Consider the following 18,012-nt stretch of genomic DNA (forward strand, 5'->3'; position numbering starts at 1 on the left):
ATTCCTCGCGAGAGTTCTAAACTAGTTTTTTTATAAATTTATAATGAGGGATTCCTACCTCCTCAAACTGATCACCCACTACTTCGTAGTTCATTTTTTCATAAAACTCCTTTGCTACTGCTCTTGCATGCAAAGACATCGTTTCGAAACCGTGATCCATTGAGAAAAACTCACTAAACTGGACCATTAAAGAACCTAAGCCTTTACCTCTCTGATCTTCCCTAACAGATACTTGTCTCATTTTAATTTCTTCTGGAGAAATCGGTTTTAATACTAGGCAAGCAACAACTTCATCATTATCGTTCATAGCTGCTAAGTGATAGCTATCGAACTCTTCAGATAATTCCTCCTCTGAAAATTGTAATCCAAGTGGTTTACGTAAAACTTCGTCACGTAATGCTACTGTTAATTTGTGGTCAGCGGAATTAAAAGCTACTTCTTTAATAATCATAATTTAATGTTTATAGGTCCTCTTTGTCAAAAGCAACCGAAACAATACGTTCTGTCTCCTCTTTGTGAACTTTAGGGAAGCCAGTCGCTGGAGATGCTGAAGGTTTACGTGAAACTAACTTCATGTTGATCAACTCCTCCTCGTTTCTAAATGCTCTCATAATAAAGGTCCAGTATCCCATATTCACAGGTTCTTCTTGAACCCACTTCAATGATTTACGGTTAGAATATTTCTTTAAAATGGCATTTACTTTCTTCTCTGGGAAAGGATGGATTTGCTCCACTCTTACAATCGCAACATCGTCACGCTTGTCTCTTTCCTTTCTCTCCAATAAGTCGTAGTAAATTTTGCCTGTGCAAAGTAGTACTTTTTCTACTTTCTTGGCATTTTTTACTGATGCATCATCATAAACTTCTTCAAATTTTCCTTTTGTAAAGTCTTCAAGTGAAGAAATACACTTCGGATGACGTAACATTGACTTAGGAGTCATTACGATTAATGGCTTTCTGAAGTCCCAAGTCAACTGTCTTCTAATAGCGTGGAAGAAGTTGGCAGGAGTAGTGAAGTTACCCACTACAATGTTCGACTGTGCCGCTAATTGTAAATATCTTTCAGGACGAGCGTTTGAGTGTTCTGGACCTTGTCCTTCGTAACCGTGTGGTAATAACATCACCATACCATTACTTCTACCCCACTTGCTTTCACCTGAAGTAATAAATTGGTCAATCATTGTTTGTGCACCGTTTGAGAAATCACCGAATTGTGCTTCCCAAATTGTCAATGCACCAGGATTGGCCATTGCATATCCATATTCAAAACCTAACACACCGTACTCAGAAAGTAATGAGTTGTAGATGTAGAAAGGACCTTGAAGCTTACTTATGTTCGCTAATGAATTGTACTTCTCGTTCGTCTCCGCATCGTTCAATACTGCATGACGGTGTGAGAAAGTACCACGCTGAACGTCTTGTCCTGATAAACGAACAATTTTACCATCTAAAAGAACAGAACCGTAAGCTAATAATTCAGCAGCTGCCCAGTTGAATTCCTTCTTATCGAAGAACATCTCCTTACGCTCTGCAATCAACTTATCGATTTGCTTTAATGGTTTGAAACCGTCAGGCACTGTTGTTAAAGCGTGACCAACTGCTTCAATTGTTGTTTCTGAAATAGAAGTATCAGGAGAGTTATCGAAATCTGCCTCTTTACCTCTTTTCAATTGTTTCCATTGGATCTCTAATTCTTGAGGTCTATATGGAAGTGGATTTTGACGCACGTTATTTAAACGATCTTGTAGCAAACGACGGAACTCTTTGTCCATTGATTTTGCTAACTGAGCGTTCATTTCACCTTGCTCGACTAATTTCTTGATATAAATCTCACGAGGGTTTTGGTGCTTCGCAATGATATTATAAAGCTTAGGTTGCGTGAACTTAGGCTCATCTGATTCGTTGTGTCCATGACGACGGTAACAAACCATATCAACGAAGATGTCTCTGTTGTAACGTTGACGGAATTCAACCGCTAATTTCATTGCATAAGCAACTTCCTCAGGGTGGTCACCATTTACGTGAAGTACAGGTGACTCAATTAATTGAGAAACGTCTGTACAGTAGATTGATGAACGAGCATCGTCAAAGTCAGTGGTAAAACCTACTTGGTTGTTAATCACGAAGTGGATTGTACCACCTACATCATAACCCGCAAGGTTTGACATTTGTACTGTTTCATAAACAATACCTTGACCGGCGATAGCTGCATCACCATGTATTAAGATTGGAAGAATACGTCTTGAATCCTTATCGTAGATAGAATCTACTTTCGCACGTACCACACCTAAAACTACAGGGTCAACTGCTTCTAAGTGAGACGGGTTTGGCGATAAGTCCAAACGTACTTTCTTACCATTGTGTGTTTCAATTTGAGAAGAGAAACCTAAGTGATATTTCACATCACCGTCTCCCATTGTTTCTTCTGGTACTGCCTGACCTTCGAATTCGTTGAATACTTCTTCGTAAGTCTTGCCCATGACGTTCGTCAATACATTCAAACGACCACGGTGTGCCATACCGATTACTACTTCCTCTACTCCAAGATCAGCACCTGTAAAGATGGCTGTATCTAATCCGGCGATTGTTGATTCACCACCTTCAAGAGAGAAACGTTTTTGTCCAACATATTTTGTATGAAGGAAATTTTCGAATACTACAGCTTCATTTAGCTTGCTAAGAATTCTTTTCTTGTCCTCTTGTGAGAACTCATGACCTGGATACTCGTTTTCAATTTTGTCTTTGATCCAAGCCAATACTTCAGGCTCACGGATTGACATAAATTCAAAACCGATTTTACCGTAATAGATTTTTTTCAATCTCTCTACGATATCCTTCAAAGGAACAGTTCCCATACCTAAATAAGAACCTGCTGAGAATTTAGTATTCAAATCAGCATTAGAAAGACCGAAGTCTTCTAAATCCAATAGTGCTTTTCTATCCTTTCTCTTACGAACTGGGTTCGTATCAGAAAGCAAGTGAGCTCTAGATCGGTAAGCGTTAATCAACTGTCTTACCGCAACTTCTTTTTGAAGCATTTCTTCTGAAATACCTCCTGTAGCCTTTGTAGCTACTCCGTTTGAGTGGGATGCTTTGTTGTCCAGTTCAGGGTTTTCTCCGAATTTCTCAATAGAAAATTCAAAACCCTCAAAAAATCTGCTCCAAGACTCGTCAATTGAGCTTGGATCTTGCTTATACGACTCGTACATCTGTTCGATGTAATCTCCATGAGCGTTAGCGATATAAGAATACTTGTCCATGTGTTTGTTGAGGTTATTTACTTGCTCCGGGACAAACATACTAAAACAATTTTATTTACAATATTTGTCTAAGCAATTACTCAAATACATCAATTCAATTAAAATTTTAATTATCATTTATTTCTACGCCTATCATTACCTCTATTTTATTGTATAATAATTACAAATTTCAAAAATTATGTTCATTCTAGTCTGTTGTTTTTAAGAGCTATTAATTGAACTTGATTTTATAAATAAATATTTCAATTACTAATTTTTAAAATGACAAAAAAAGCACTCTTACAGAAGTTACAAGAGTGCTTTTTCGTGTAGAATTATTTTCTTATTTCATTAAAAACTTTCTATTAAGTTTACCTTTTCACAAAGGAATAAAACTTGACAAATAAGCTATTAGTGATTGAGATTTATATTCTAGTAGACAACGATTTTTTTAATATATTTATCCTTGCCCACAATGATATTTAAGAGATAAATACCACTTTTTAATGTGTAAGGTAATGCAAACTGACAGTAAGAAGATGAATAGTCACGATCAACTTGTTGCTCTATAACATTGCCACTCAAATCAAACAACTGTAATGAGAGCATAGTATCTGCACTAGCATTCGAGAAAAATAGGTTAACTGATTGCCCTTTATTTAAAGCATTAGGAAAAATCTGTAATCCATTACTTAAGTTTGAAATATCTTGAGCTAGAATTCCAAAAATCTCAAAAGAACCATCAAAATCATATTGCACTAACCTGTAATAGGTATACTGCTCTCCTTTTAATAAAATCTCATAATCAGTGGAGGTATTTGTATTTCCTTGCCCATCAATTTCTGCTACTTCTATCCAATTGTTTTTAGAATTAGAAGCTTCAATCATAAAGTGAGAGTTATTCTGCTCTGAGGCGGTTGTCCATTTAATAAGGTACCCCTCCTCTGTTTGAAGTCCGAATAAAGACGTAAGAACAACAGGAAGAACCCCTCCACTTGCTTCGATTTCTTCGCAAACTGAACTACCAGCATCATCACATCCACTCGCTGCTGTAAAAGATCCTGAAATTTGTATTTTCGTTGATAAATCACCCGTAATAGCTTGGTTTACAAAATCAACACTGCGAACAGACATTGAAGCTCCACTAGATATTTCGATTGCGTTAGTATTATTACCATTGGAAGAAGGAATGATCCAGTCTCCTGAAATATTGAAACTTCCTGAGGTGATATTAATATCTCCAGCTTCCATCGTAAAATCACCTGTCACATTTGTAGTTCCTGTATTATTAAATATCTGACTACCGCCACCTCCAAATTGGAAACCTCCATTAAGATTTAAAGTTCCTCCAACAGTAACTTCAGTACTAGTAGCATCCAATATTAACTTATCAGAAACAGACAAAGTACCGCCAGATTCAACATTAATAAAGATCTTATTGTTATCATTTAATGATTGAATAGACAAATTACCACCGTCGCCAATAGTAACTGACGACTCATAACTGTTGGACTCAAGAATAAAACCTGTATACCCTAAATCAGAGGTTACATCAAAATTAACTTCAAGGGCATTGTTCCCATATTGAGTACTACTACCAAAATTTATTTGATCTCCAGATACAGGGTAATTATAAGCTGAAGTTCCACTGACTAGAATCCAATTGTCAGAATCTTGCCAATCCCCAGCATTATTATAAACTGCTGTACCTGTATTTCCAACATAAGGTTCAAAAACTGCGGCTAATACTGTAGGGCTTGATGAAATAAAAAATGCAATGATTAAATAAAAGTGATTTAGATTGAAAGCGTTCATTGATTCAATTAGATTGTTAGAATTCATTTAGTTTTGACGTTTTAAAACTATACGTAATTCTTTCTCTAACAAAGCTTTACACTTTAAAAACAACCACTTGTAACATTATGTCACCGCTACTCTTACCTCAGTAATATTTATGTCATTAATTGAAACCTATTCATTATTTGACCAAAATCTTTTGATGATATCTTTTATTTCCTACCAAAACACTCAAAACATAGTAACCACACCTTGATGAACTTGGAATTTTATAAAGGTAAACAGATGAAGCTGTCCTTGATAAAGATTGGTAGTCTAATACATTACCAATTAGATCAAATAATTGTAACGTTATTGGTATATCCGAATCAATATTAGAAAACAATAAATTGACGAATTGTCCTTGATTTATTTCATTTGGAATGATTTGAACAGTTCTATTTGTACTGGAAATCTCTTGAGTTAGAGTTCCAAAAATTTCAAATGAGCCATCAAAATCATATTGAACCAATCTATAATGACGGTATTGCTCCCTTTTTAAAACAATTTCATAATCGGTAGGTGTATTGGAATTTCCTTGCCCTTCAATTGACACAATTTCCTTCCATTGACCAATTGAGTGAGCACCTTCAATTATAAAATGAGAATTATTTTGCTCTGAAGCTGTAGTCCATTTAATGAGGTATCCTTCATCTGTTTGCACTCCAAATAAAGCTATGAGCACTACAGGCAAATCACCACCCTGAGATTCTATTTCATCACAAACTGAACTACCATTATCATTACAGCCATTCGCTTCAAAAGTACCCGATATTTGTATTTTCGTACTCAAGTCCCCTGTTATAGCCTGATTGTCAAAATTGACACTTCCACCTATGCTCATAGAAGCACCACTTGCCACCTCAACAGCATTATTTCCATTACCTTCAGCATTTGGAATCACCCAGCTTCCTGTTACATTAAAACTCCCTGCTGTTATATTGACATCCGTGGCTGACATTGTAAAATCACCAGTAATATAAGTATCTCCAGAATTATTGAATGTTTTGGCGCCACCTCCCGGCAATGTAAGCCCGGCTTGCAAACGCAGTGTTCCTCCATTATCTATAATTGAATTAGTATTAGTGATACTTACTGCAGAAGTTACCGTAAAAGCACCACCACTATTGACCGTAATTGTTACTCTATCACTCACATTTAATGCCGATGCTGTCACCACGCCATCTGAACCAATAGTCAACTCAGACCCATCACTATTAGAAGATAAAATAATGGATGGATAATTAGCCGCAAGGTTAAAGTTTATTACTAACCCAGTTTCATGCCCAGGATTACCAAACTGCACTTCATCTCCTTCACTAGGATAATTATAAGCAGCGGGACCACCACTTACCAGCGACCATTTTGAAGTATCACGCCATCCACCTGTTTCTGAATTATTAGAGAAAGTAACCGTAGATCCGGTTGGAATGGGTTTAAATACTGCACCAAAAATATTGCTCTCAATAAAAAGTAAAAGTACAGTTGCAAAGCTCAAAGGTTTTAGATATAAAAAATTCATCGATTGAAATAGATTGTTAAGAATTCACTTAGTTCCAGTAGGGATACTAAATACCAGCACTTAACTAACAATCGTTTCAACTAAAAAAATCCTCAGTCTTCAACATAATGATGCTGACTGAGGATTTTTTTTAAATATGTCTTATAAAAAAGAAAAAATACTATTTAATCAAGACTTTTTGATGGAATCTTTTATTTCCAATTAGTACACTCAAAATATAGTACCCGCCATCTTTGGCAGTATTAGGCACTTTATATTGATATAATGAAGAATTATAGTTGGGTACTGATTGATAATCCAACACATTACCAATCAAATCATACAACTGTAATGTAATTGATAAATCTGCATTACCGTTTGCAAATAATAGATTGATAAACTGACCTTGATTTACTTCATTAGGAAAAATATGTACTGATCTATCTGTATTTGAAATATCTTGATTTAAGATTCCGAAAATTTCAAATGAACCATCAAAATCATATTGAATCAATCTATAGTAACTGTATTGTTCTCCTTTTAAAACAATTTCATAATCCGTTGAAGTATTCGTATTTCCTTGTCCATCTACTTCAGCAATTTCTTTCCAATTATCAGTTGAATTAGATCCTTCAATAATAAAATGTGAATTATTTTGCTCAGAAGCTGTTGTCCATTTCACCAAGAAACCTTCTTCAGTTTGTATACCAAATAAAGAAATAAGGACTACAGGTAGGGAATCATCATTGATGTCTTGAAATGTTTGGCATAGATCATTACCACCATCATTATTGGTACAACTACCATTAAAAGTGAATGATCCGTCTATATTAATCTGAGAATCTGGATTTGGGATAGAATTATTTCCAAGGAACGCTATATCACCACCAATAGCAACTGAAGCACCTGAACTAATTGAAATACCATTATTTCCATTGGCTTGATCTGATGGAATTGTCCAATCTCCAGTAATTCCTACATTACCACCTGTTACGTTTAGAGAACCTCCTTCTGTACTTAAATCTCCATTTACTGTTAGTGTTCCTGACGAATTAATAGTTTGAGCTGCTCCGCCAGATAGAATAAGGTCTCCATTTATAGTTACATCTCCATCTACATTAAAAGCTGTTCCATCATTATCTAATGTAAGAGAATTATTTATTGTAAGCGTTCCTCCAGAATTAATTGAAATTGTATTTTTTCCGATTTCGTTGATACTTGTAGCATTAACCGTAGCACCACTTCCTATAGTTAGTGCAGCACCTTCAGCAGAAGCTGTAAAGGTTATACCACTTAAAGTAACATTTTCAATTATAATTGCTGCGTCTCCCCAATAAATATTATCATTTCCAAATAATACTATATCTCCACTCCCAGGAAAACTCCCACAACCTCCACAATCCCAATTGCTTGCGGTTTGCCAATCTCCAGTAGATGAAATATTTAAAGTACCTAATTTATTAGGTCGAAAAGTAGTTTGTGCCTCAACGGCTGTAGCAAATAACAAAAGAAAAAGAGCTATAAACGAAAAAAAGTTATTATTAAGTTTCATTTAATTATAAATTATAGAGTGTATTTTAATGATTGAAGTTAAGTTTAGCAATAAATTTAATCCAAAAAAATCACCAAATAATGCAACTCGAAAATTAACACAACAATGCCACAATGCTACTTCTATTAGTAACAGCAATTATTTGAACGAGTGATTAATATTTAGTTTTTTTTGAACCCATTTATTACCAAATTGAATTGATAAACCCGTGCTAATTCAATTTTTAGGGTTAATTGTATAATGTGAAACTATTATTTGGAAATAATGCACCTTCAAGACCTATCTTTTGGAGATGACCTTCTAAATCATAGAACCTAGAAAAGTTAACAAGGCTTCTAGATTGAATCGATGTAAAAACAGCTGCTAGAATATTCTTGGTGGTTGGAATAGTGAGCGCAGCTAGTAAGTAAAAATAAATACGATTAGAAAAATTCATTTAATAAAAAATTTAGAGCTTGCAGTAGTGTATGTAGTTCCAGACCCAAATTTAAATTTAAACTCCTCATTTTCATAACATCTTTCAGAATTTAAATCCTATTTTGAGTAAAACACCCCCATTTTTGATGTATTTTTTGTTAATACAACTCGAAAAGCAGCATTATTTTTAGTATTTCTTTCACTAAAACATTTTTACATTCCGGTATTAACAACTACAATTCAGCAAATATTTTTTGTAATCATAATATTAAAAGGACTAAAACTAATAAACTGTAGAACAAACACTTAACTCATATCAAAAGTATTTTATCAAGCTATCACCTATAGATATATAATGAAAAAAGTCTACTTGTTGATCAGCATTTAATATCTTTTTCCAAAAAGATAATATTCTATAAATGAGACTCCATAATTCTCGCCTCCCTTATATACTACATTAGTTTGTTCTTACAATACCTCTATCCCATTTCATGAGTTTGATTTATATTTAAAACAAGATCATAGGGTGATATTTTATAAATACTTTTCTATATTTAAATTAGTAAGATCTATTCAATCTATAATCACCATTAAAAACACCTGAATGATTCGTCATTTTCTACTTTTTTTTATTCTATTTATTTCCACTACTTCTGTTGCTCAAGAAAAAGGTCTTAGTTCAAGAAAAAAGATACTTGAAAATCATATCTTAAGAGTTGGCGTTAGGGAAGACCCTCCTTTTGTAATCAAAAGCGTGGACGGTTCTTTTTATGGGTTAAGTATTGACCTTTGGCATATGGTGGCAGAAGATTTACACCTGGTTTATGAGTTTGTCGAATACAAACATATGCCCGGCTTAATTTTGGCCCTTTCAAGAAGACAAATCGATATTTCAGCGAATCCAATGCCTGTTAGTTCTACAAGAATTCGACAATTGGACGTGACGTACCCTTTTATGACTACGTCTCTAGGTGTGGTGGTCAAAAAGAATGAACAAGATCAAATTACTCTTTTCTTCAGTAACCTGTTTTCTATTGGGTTTATGAAGCTCTTTTTTACGCTGATAGTCATTGTATTCTTATTTGGCACCTTGGTTTGGTGGGTCGAAAAAAAATATAACGCTTCTGATTTTAGAGATGGAATTGATGGCGTAATGGATGGTATTTGGTGGTCTACTGTAACTATTACTACTGTAGGCTATGGTGATAAAACGCCAAAAACCACTCTAGGAAGAGTAATTTCAATGGTTTGGATGTTTGTCGCAATCAGTTTGATTTCAAGTTTTACGGCAACAATTACATCTACCTTAACAATTAATCAATTGGAAGCTCAAATAAAATCTGTAGCAGATTTGAGAAAAATGAAAGGGCAAATTGGTGTTACTGCCCACTCTGGTGCAGAAAGCTATCTTTTAAAACATCAAATCAATCCTGCCACGTTTGTGAACCCTGATGAAGGACTAGACGCTTTGAATAATGGTGAAATTATCGCTTTTGTACATGATAAGCCTATTATGCGTCACGTCATCAAAGAAAGAGGTGCAAGCAATCTATTTGAAATTTCACCTGCCAACTTCAAGCAAAATTATTATTCCTTCTTTATGCCAAGAAATAGTAAGCTATATAAGAAAATCAATTCTGAAATCGTGGATAATATTGATAAAGATTCATGGCACCGCTTGCTGAAAAAATACAATATGGATGACATCAACTAAAACTCAACAACAACAAACTGGAACAAAAGGTGAAGCTATTGCTTCAGATTTTTTAATTGAAAAAGGATACAAAATCCTAGAACGTAATTATAGATATAAAAGAAATGAGATTGATATTATCTGTCAAAAAGATAATTTTTTAGTCTTTGTTGAAGTTAAAACACGAAAAAGTAAATCATTCGGCAATCCCGAAGAACACGTCTCTCAAAAACAAATCAACTGTATCCAAGAAGCCTCAATTCAATATCAAAATGAATATAGTGGTACCTTTTTACTGGTAAGGTATGACATTATCAGCCTCATTATGAACAAGAATGAAGTCTTGGAAATTCTACATTTAGAAGATGCCTTCTAATTTTTTTTGAAAAAATTTTAACTACGTAATCACTTTACGTTCTTCTCCTCTTACTTTGTAGTATCAAAAAAATACAAATCACCTTTATCAAACGGGTAAAGTCATTTGTTATACATTTTAAAACTATTATTTTGAACTATAATACTGGATAAAACATTTTAAATGCCATACAGCTATAAAGCACACTAAGCAACAACTCAAAGCATGAATATTACGGAAGAATATATTCAATCTATAGCTCCAACAACTACAGCATTTAGTGCGGGAAAAAAGTTATCAATTCCTGCAAAGTGGCTGTCTTATGGAAAAAGTGAAAGAGGGCTATGGGGAGAATTAAAAGGAAGTGGTAAAAAACCATATAGAACTCAAATCGACACGGTTGATTTTGCATACAAATGCTCTTGTCCTTCGAGACAGTTTCCTTGCAAACATGGTATAGCTTTAATGCTTTTATATGTAGGTTTAGACGGAAAAGTGGAGGAGAAAGATGAACCTGAATGGGTAAAAGAATGGCTGGATAAACGTACCGTCAAAAAGGAAAAAGTAACCGAAAAGGAAGAGCTGACAGAAGAAGACATAGCTAAAAAAAATAATAATAAACTAAAAACTGAAGCAAAGCGATTTGCAGAGGTGAAATCGGGCATAGAAGAACTAGAACTCTGGCTGAAAGACATGGTTCGTATAGGTTTTCTAGAATTACCTAATCAAAGAAAGAAGATTGATGCATTATCTAAAAGAATGATTGATGCTAAAGCAACTCGTCTCTCGAATTGGGTAAGATCTTATGCCGAACTGAATTTCAACAATGAGCAGATATGGAGAGAAGAAGCCTTGAAAACTACAGCGAGGTTATTTCTCCTAATCAAAACATTTAACAACTATGATCAACTTTCCCCTTTATGGCAGCAAACTATTAAAACGCTAGTGGGGTGGAACCAATCAACCAAAGAATTAATCAACGATCCAGAAGCTGAAAGTTTGGAAGATCATTGGTTAGTAGTAGGCCAGGAAACTACTGAAAGAGACGGCATTACTACTCAAAAAAGTTGGTTATTGGGCTTACAGACTAACAGAAAAGCGTTAATTCTTAGCTTTAAAACCAATTACTCTAACTTTGACCACTCCCTTTCAACGGGAATGTTGTTTGAAGGAACACTGAAGTTCTTTCCTTCCATCACTCCGTTGAGGGCTGTGGTTTCAAAGCAAAATTTTAACCTGAAAGAGCTCGAAGTTTTACCTGATTTCATTGATAATATGAATGAAATCTATCAATTGAGAGCTGAAACTCTGAAGAAAAACCCTTGGGAATTAGAACAATTAGTCTGTTTGAAATCGGTTCAATTAGTACTTCAGGAAAAAGGGAGTCTAATTTGTGATACTTTTCAAAACTACATTCCCATTGAAGACGAATGCCCAGAAGATGTGTTATTGAATTGGTATGCTTTAGAAGGCTCCTCTCCTGCACATATTGTAGGTTTATTTAGGAATGGTAAATTATTACCACTTGGACTTTTTAATCAACAGAAATACCTCAAATTATAATGTGGAAGCACCTTGTAGAAACCGGGTTTTTAGGAACTGACCGAAAGCAAATCCAAAAGGATCAGCTTCCTGAACAACTTCTCAACCAACTTGAAAAAGTAGATGAGCAAGACAAAGAAAATCACTTTCTTACGCTACTGTCATTCGCTCAGTATTACAATGAAAGCGGTGAAGTGGCAAAGAAATATGAAGGAGAAGTTCTTGCAGAATATATGGAAGAAAAGCGTTTTGAAATTCCTCATTCAATGCAGTTGATTTTCAGTAGAATCAATAACCTTGACACCTCTTTCACTAAAACTAAATTAATACACCTTTGGCTGGACCTTATTATTAAAAAAGAACAAGTTGTCGGCTATCCTTTATTTAAGGACTTGATCAAGTTTGGCGAAAGAAAGGGCGTAGAAATTAAGGATAAAATTACTAAAGTCCTTTCAAGAAATACACTGAAAGCTTGTATGCAATTTCATCAAGTCAACAACAACTGGATTGCCACTCCTATTTCTGAAGAAGGTTGGTATACCGGCAAAATGGCAGAACGAAAAAGTTACCTCGAATACTTGTTAGGGCAAGATATTCCAAAAGCGATTGCATTACTTGAAGAAGCATGGCCTCAAGAGACTCTCAACAACAAGGTGTCTTTGCTGAATACAATTTTTGAAAAACCTTCAGAAAGTTTAGTTCCTTTTTTAGAAAAGCTTTATGATAATGAGTATCAGTTTTCTGAAACAGAGAAAGAAAAACAAAGAGAAGGCCGTGCTATTCTCTCTAAAATATTATTAATGTTTCCATCCTCAAAATTAAGTCAGGAAACATTACAACAACTCGTTCCTTGCTTTACTAAACGAGCACTAATAAGCAAACTGAAATGGAAGCTGAACTTTCCCAAGGAACAAAGTGACGGCTTCTGGAATGAAAAAAGTATGTTGCAAAAGTATGGTTTGGATATCAATGGATTTATGCCACACAATCATTCTACCAAAGAAGAAGGTTGGATGGCCTATTTTATCCAATACATTCCTTTCCAAGCTTTTGCGGATGCTTTGAACACAAAAGAGGAACATATTATCAATTGTCTTTTTGATAGTAAAGAATTGCAGCAAAAAATAAAATATGCAGACGGTGTTGAATCTATGTTTATCAATGAACTAACCCATAAAGTGAGGTTCTATCAAGCACAAAGTTCTGTTAAACTTGTTCAAGCTTTTATTGAAAGAAGAAATCACAATGATTATGAGTTGAAAGATATTCTCTTTTCACTTCAACCTGATGAAATTGAAGAATTGATTGTCAAAAACAACATTTACAGAACTTCAATAAATATCATGTGCAACTATTCTTCTGAAGTTCCAGACTTAAACTTCTCTTATAGTTTAAGTAAAAAACTTCTTCAAAAAATTCAAAGAAAGTCTGAAGACTGGAGATATGGAGTGAGCACTGACCAATTAGGGCTTATTCTTTCAAAAGACATTTTGGGAGAATTAGAAATTATCAATAAAAAAGTAGAAAGTATGACTTTAGCCAAAGACATGAGCCACGATGCAAAAGAAGAAGATCTGCAAACTTGGAAGAATAAAATCTATATCCCTATCAAAGAAGTAATAGAAATTCGAACTCTTTTAGAAGAAGAGGAAGAACTTGTAACTGAATAATTAAGACATAATCATCAAACTAATAATATAAAAACAATGAGTACAGTATTAAGACAACATGCCGAACAACAATTTGCTGAAGAACTAGAAGCATTAAAAAGTCAAGATAAAGCCCACCGACCTACTAATTGGGAATTATCGCCACAGGCTGTTGTAAAATACCTAATGGGTGGAAAACTGGACAACGGTTTTGAAATCACTCCAAAATATATTGGTAACCAAAGACTAATGGAAATTGCAGTAGCCACTTTAACTACAGATAGAGCTTTATTATTATATGGAATTCCTGGTACTGCGAAATCTTGGGTATCAGAACATATAACAGCTGCGGTTACTGGCGATTCCACGATGTTGATTCAAGGTACTGCCGGTACTTCAGAAGAGGCTATTCGTTACGGTTGGAATTATGCCAAATTATTGGCTGAAGGACCTACAGAAGGTGCATTGGTAGAAACGCCAATGATGAGAGCGATGAAAAATGGTAAAATTGCGAGAATTGAAGAACTTACTCGTATTCCTTCTGATGTTCAAGATACTTTACTGACCGTTTTATCAGAGAAAGCAATGCCAATTCCAGAATTGAATACGGAAATTCAAGCTGTTGGCGGGTTCAATATCATCGCGACAGCCAACAACAGAGACAAAGGGGTCAATGAACTTTCTTCTGCTTTGAAAAGACGTTTTAATACTGTGATCCTTCCAGTTCCTGCAACAGCAAAAGAAGAAATCAATATTGTACAAAGTAGAGTTTCTTCATCCATCAAAGCCTTAGGTTTACCTGCCGCAGAACCTACTTTAAAAGAAATTCAAAGAGTGGTAAGCATTTTTAGAGAGCTTCGCAATGGTGTTACAGAAGATGGACGTACTAAAATCAAAACGCCTACAAGTACAGTCAGTACAGCTGAAGCTATCTCTGTAGTGAACAATGGCTTATCACTTGCCGCTCATTTTGGTGATGGTACTTTAAATGCTCACGACATTGCTTCGGGCTTGATCGGTGCTATTGTCAAAGATCCTGTTCAAGATGCCACGGTATGGAATGAATACCTTGAGGTGATTGTAAAACCAAGAAAAGAGTGGAGCGATATCTATAGAGCTTGTAAAGAACTATCCTTCTAAAACTAAACCATTAAATATTAAACTAAAAACCTATTATTATCATGAGTACTATTGAAATCAATCATAATTTAAATCAATTTACAGATAAGGTTATTACTCGTCTAAATAGCGAAGATTATTACTATAGCAGAGATGATGAATCAAGAGCTTTGGAAGCGGAAACTATCCGAGAACTTGCTACATTTATTCCTAAAAACGAAAAGGTAAATACAGCTTTTTTGGATAAAGTGAATAAAAGCTATCTTTCAGAAACACGTTCTTTCCTATCAAAGGTAATTCATGAAGCCTTTACTAATTCAGAGTTATCATGGGTCTTGAATCAACGCCAATTTTTATCTTCTCTCCTAGAAAAAACGGTAGCAGATAAGTATTATTTAACTGATTCAGTTGGAGTATTTTTAAGACGAAGTGTGGAATTTTTGGAGACGGATAAAGCAATAGAAAATTTTCATTTCATTTTAGACTTAGGTTATTCTGAAGCACAGATATTTAATTTTAATTTCGAAAGATATAATGATAATTTCTTATATCAATATCATTATCACAAAGAATTTTCATCTTCAGTTGACAAAGGTCAAGAGCTTTCTTTAACCAAATTTGGAGAAGTATTAAAGGCTTATTTAGCTAACACTCCTACTAATAAACTATTTGACTTTTTAATTGGAAAAGATGTTCATTTCAATAATTATAGAGAACATAAATTAGAATTAGTTTATTTCTTACGTGCTTATTTTAAAGACGTATTTAAAAAGAGTTTTGTAGGGCTTACAAAGCGTAATGGAAATTACAGAAATGAGAAAATTGATTTTGATGCCTTAAAATTCTTCATCAAACTTGATACAGAAGGGTATATAGAAACCATTATCCAACACATGATGGATGATAAGGAAGCAACTATTGCTGAACAACTTACAATGTATATATTATTCAATGAAGCTGACGAAAAGTATGATGAACAAATAAAACAATGTGGTGAAAGATATTTAGAAACAACATTCATAAAAGGAGAACTTCGTCGTAAAGAAGAAATTTTTACTCATAAGAGAGAACCATATATCAGTGAAGCCTATTTTGATTACTTAATGAAACAGGATAAGGCGGCTGCATTTGAAAGAATCTCAACGTTCTTTGTTGAATCACCTTACCTCCTATCACATCATTTTGACTTCCTAAAAAATAATTATAAAGAAGAGATGCAACCTCTTCTCATTTTAGGATTGAAAAAAGACAAACAAACGTATAAGGAGAGTCGCTTTTATTTTGAAAGCCTGACAGAAGCATTTCTACAATCAAATTTAGACGAATGCGTTGATGAATTATTTGACTTCGCTTTTAAATGCACATTAAAAGATCCTAAAGATGCGATATGTGGTTTAATCAGTAAATCAGATGCGGGCATTGCGAGGTGTTTAGAATTGACAAAAAGTAAAAAAGCCAAAGAAAGAGTCATTGCTGTTCAGGTTTTAAATAAACTAGAAGGAGAAAAATCATTAATTGCTTTAGCTGAAATTGTAGAGCTAGAAGGGAATGATGATTCAAGAGATAGTATTCTTCAAAAAATTCATCATATACGTTTTGAAAAGGCCTTTACAAAAGAAAAAGTAGAAGCGATGATTGAGGCGGCTGCTTTACGTAAGAAGCTCTCGAAATGGGGTGAGAAAAAATTAGACGAAAGCTCATTGCCTAAACTCTATTATAAGGATGGTTCAGAACTTGACGAAAAAGCGGTTCGTTTTCTTTTCTATAGAATGAAAAGAGCAAAAGGAATCAATTCTGACATTGAAGCAAAACAATTATTACAACTCATTGACCTTCAAAAAGCGGATAAGTTTGCGAAAACATTAATTCAGACTTTTAAGGATTCTAATGCAGATACTAAAATCAAGTATTATCTAACATTGGCTGGCTTATTAGGAGACGATCAGGTGACTGCACAATTGATAACACTTTTCAATCAAAGCATGCGTGACACAAGAATGAAAATGTGCGAATATATTTTAGGAGCACTTGCTATGGTTGGCACTGATAAAGCTTTAAGAATGATTGATCAAGTGTACCGTAAGTACATGAACAAAAAACCTTCTTTAGCTGAAGTGGCAAAAACGTCTTTAGTAGTGGCTGCAAATGAGTTAAATATTACGCTTGATGATTTAGCTGATCGTATCATTCCGAACTTTGATTTTGAAGATAACTTTAAAACCTTCGAGGTGGAAGGTGAAGAATATAGAGCATTTATTAACTCTGATTTCAAATTAAACTATTTGAATGAAGACAATAAGATGCGTAAATCAATGCCAAAAGGCATCTCTGCTGAAGTCAAGAAAGAGCTAAAAGAGATTGAGAAAGGAATCAAAGAGGCTACAAAGGGACAAACGCTTCGTTTGGAACGATACCTTGTTGAGGAAAGAAGATGGAAAAATGAGGAGTGGCAATCTTTCTTTTTCAATAACCCAATTTTATTTGTCTACGCCAGCCAATTGATTTGGGGAGCATTTGATGAAAAAGGAGCATTACAAGAGAGTTTTTATTGTGATGAGGATATGTGTTTTTACAATGCAGAAGGTGATGAAGTGGAATTAGAGGAAGAGCACTTTATTGGCATCCTCCACCCTATTTATTTATCAGAAGAGCAATTACAAGCTTGGAAACAAGTAGTGTATGACAATGATATTAAAACCGTTTTCCCAATTCTTGAAAGAAAAATAATTCACCCTACACAGGAGGAATTAGAAAGTAATAAAACAAATAGATTTAAAGGTCAAAAAGTACCAAGAGGAGCTTCTTTTGTAGGCACTTTCTTAGAGAGAAGAAGCTGGAGAAAAGAGGCTTCCGGTGGAGGCAGTGCTGAGTTTAAGAAAATTCACCATACAAAAGGAATTGCTGCTTACCCGTATATTGAAGGTCCTGCAATGTTCTATATGGGTGAAGAAGAAGCTACTGTTGAAACCATTTATTTTGGACCTGAAGGTCGTCATTTCTACTCTTGCTCTTCAGGAGACGGAAAAAAACAATTTACATTAAAAGATGTTCCAGCAGTATTTTATTCAGAAGTACTTGCTGATATCCAAGAACTATTAGAAGCATAATT

11 protein-coding genes are annotated in these 18,012 nt (G+C 34.5%); 6 read left to right on the top strand and 5 right to left on the bottom strand.

All coding sequences use genetic code 11. The annotated features are described in order from the left end of the window. Positions 1–16: 16 nt before the first annotated feature. From AVL50_RS02775 to AVL50_RS02795, 5 genes are all read right to left on the bottom strand, one after another. A complete protein-coding gene (locus AVL50_RS02775; protein WP_062614948.1) occupies positions 17–451 on the bottom strand; it encodes a GNAT family N-acetyltransferase in 435 nt (144 codons plus the stop codon). Positions 452–461: 10 nt separating this feature from the next. Beyond that, positions 462–3,260: a 2-oxoglutarate dehydrogenase E1 component gene (locus AVL50_RS02780; RefSeq protein ID WP_062615052.1), complete on the bottom strand. Its 2,799-nt coding sequence runs from the start codon at positions 3,258–3,260 to the stop codon at positions 462–464. 411 nt (positions 3,261–3,671) lie between these two features. Continuing rightward, positions 3,672–5,081: a T9SS type A sorting domain-containing protein gene (locus tag AVL50_RS02785; protein ID WP_062614949.1), complete on the bottom strand. Its 1,410-nt coding sequence runs from the start codon at positions 5,079–5,081 to the stop codon at positions 3,672–3,674. A 136-nt stretch (positions 5,082–5,217) separates the two neighbouring features. Next, on the bottom strand, positions 5,218–6,597 hold the full coding sequence (locus AVL50_RS02790) for a hypothetical protein (RefSeq protein WP_062614950.1): 1,380 nt from the start codon (positions 6,595–6,597) through the stop codon (positions 5,218–5,220). A 160-nt stretch (positions 6,598–6,757) separates the two neighbouring features. Further along, positions 6,758–8,128 (bottom strand): T9SS type A sorting domain-containing protein, encoded by a 1,371-nt coding sequence (locus tag AVL50_RS02795; protein WP_157491115.1) that lies wholly within the window; start codon positions 8,126–8,128, stop codon positions 6,758–6,760. 1,021 nt (positions 8,129–9,149) lie between these two features. Here AVL50_RS02795 and AVL50_RS02800 point away from each other — a divergent pair. The 6 genes from AVL50_RS02800 to AVL50_RS02825 all read left to right on the top strand — a co-directional run bounded on the left by AVL50_RS02800 (position 9,150) and on the right by AVL50_RS02825 (position 18,010). Next, positions 9,150–10,259, top strand: a complete 1,110-nt coding sequence (locus tag AVL50_RS02800) for a transporter substrate-binding domain-containing protein (RefSeq protein WP_062614952.1) — start codon at positions 9,150–9,152, stop codon at positions 10,257–10,259. After that, positions 10,246–10,614 (top strand): YraN family protein, encoded by a 369-nt coding sequence (locus AVL50_RS02805; protein WP_062614953.1) that lies wholly within the window; start codon positions 10,246–10,248, stop codon positions 10,612–10,614. The genes AVL50_RS02800 and AVL50_RS02805 overlap by 14 nt, the downstream gene beginning before the upstream one ends. 204 nt (positions 10,615–10,818) lie before the next feature. Further along, positions 10,819–12,156, top strand: coding sequence for an SWIM zinc finger domain-containing protein (locus tag AVL50_RS02810; protein ID WP_062614954.1), 1,338 nt, complete (start codon positions 10,819–10,821; stop codon positions 12,154–12,156). Beyond that, positions 12,156–13,805, top strand: coding sequence for a DUF5691 domain-containing protein (locus tag AVL50_RS02815; protein WP_062614955.1), 1,650 nt, complete (start codon positions 12,156–12,158; stop codon positions 13,803–13,805). Before AVL50_RS02810 ends, AVL50_RS02815 begins: the two co-directional genes overlap by 1 nt. 36 nt (positions 13,806–13,841) lie before the next feature. Continuing rightward, complete coding sequence (locus tag AVL50_RS02820; protein WP_062614956.1) at positions 13,842–14,924, top strand: AAA family ATPase; 1,083 nt, start codon at positions 13,842–13,844, stop codon at positions 14,922–14,924. 41 nt (positions 14,925–14,965) lie between these two features. Beyond that, a complete protein-coding gene (locus AVL50_RS02825; RefSeq protein ID WP_062614957.1) occupies positions 14,966–18,010 on the top strand; it encodes a DUF4132 domain-containing protein in 3,045 nt (1,014 codons plus the stop codon). The last annotated feature ends 2 nt before the right edge of the window (positions 18,011–18,012 follow it).

The organism is Flammeovirga sp. SJP92, from assembly GCF_001583495.1.
Taxonomy (GTDB): domain Bacteria; phylum Bacteroidota; class Bacteroidia; order Cytophagales; family Flammeovirgaceae; genus Flammeovirga.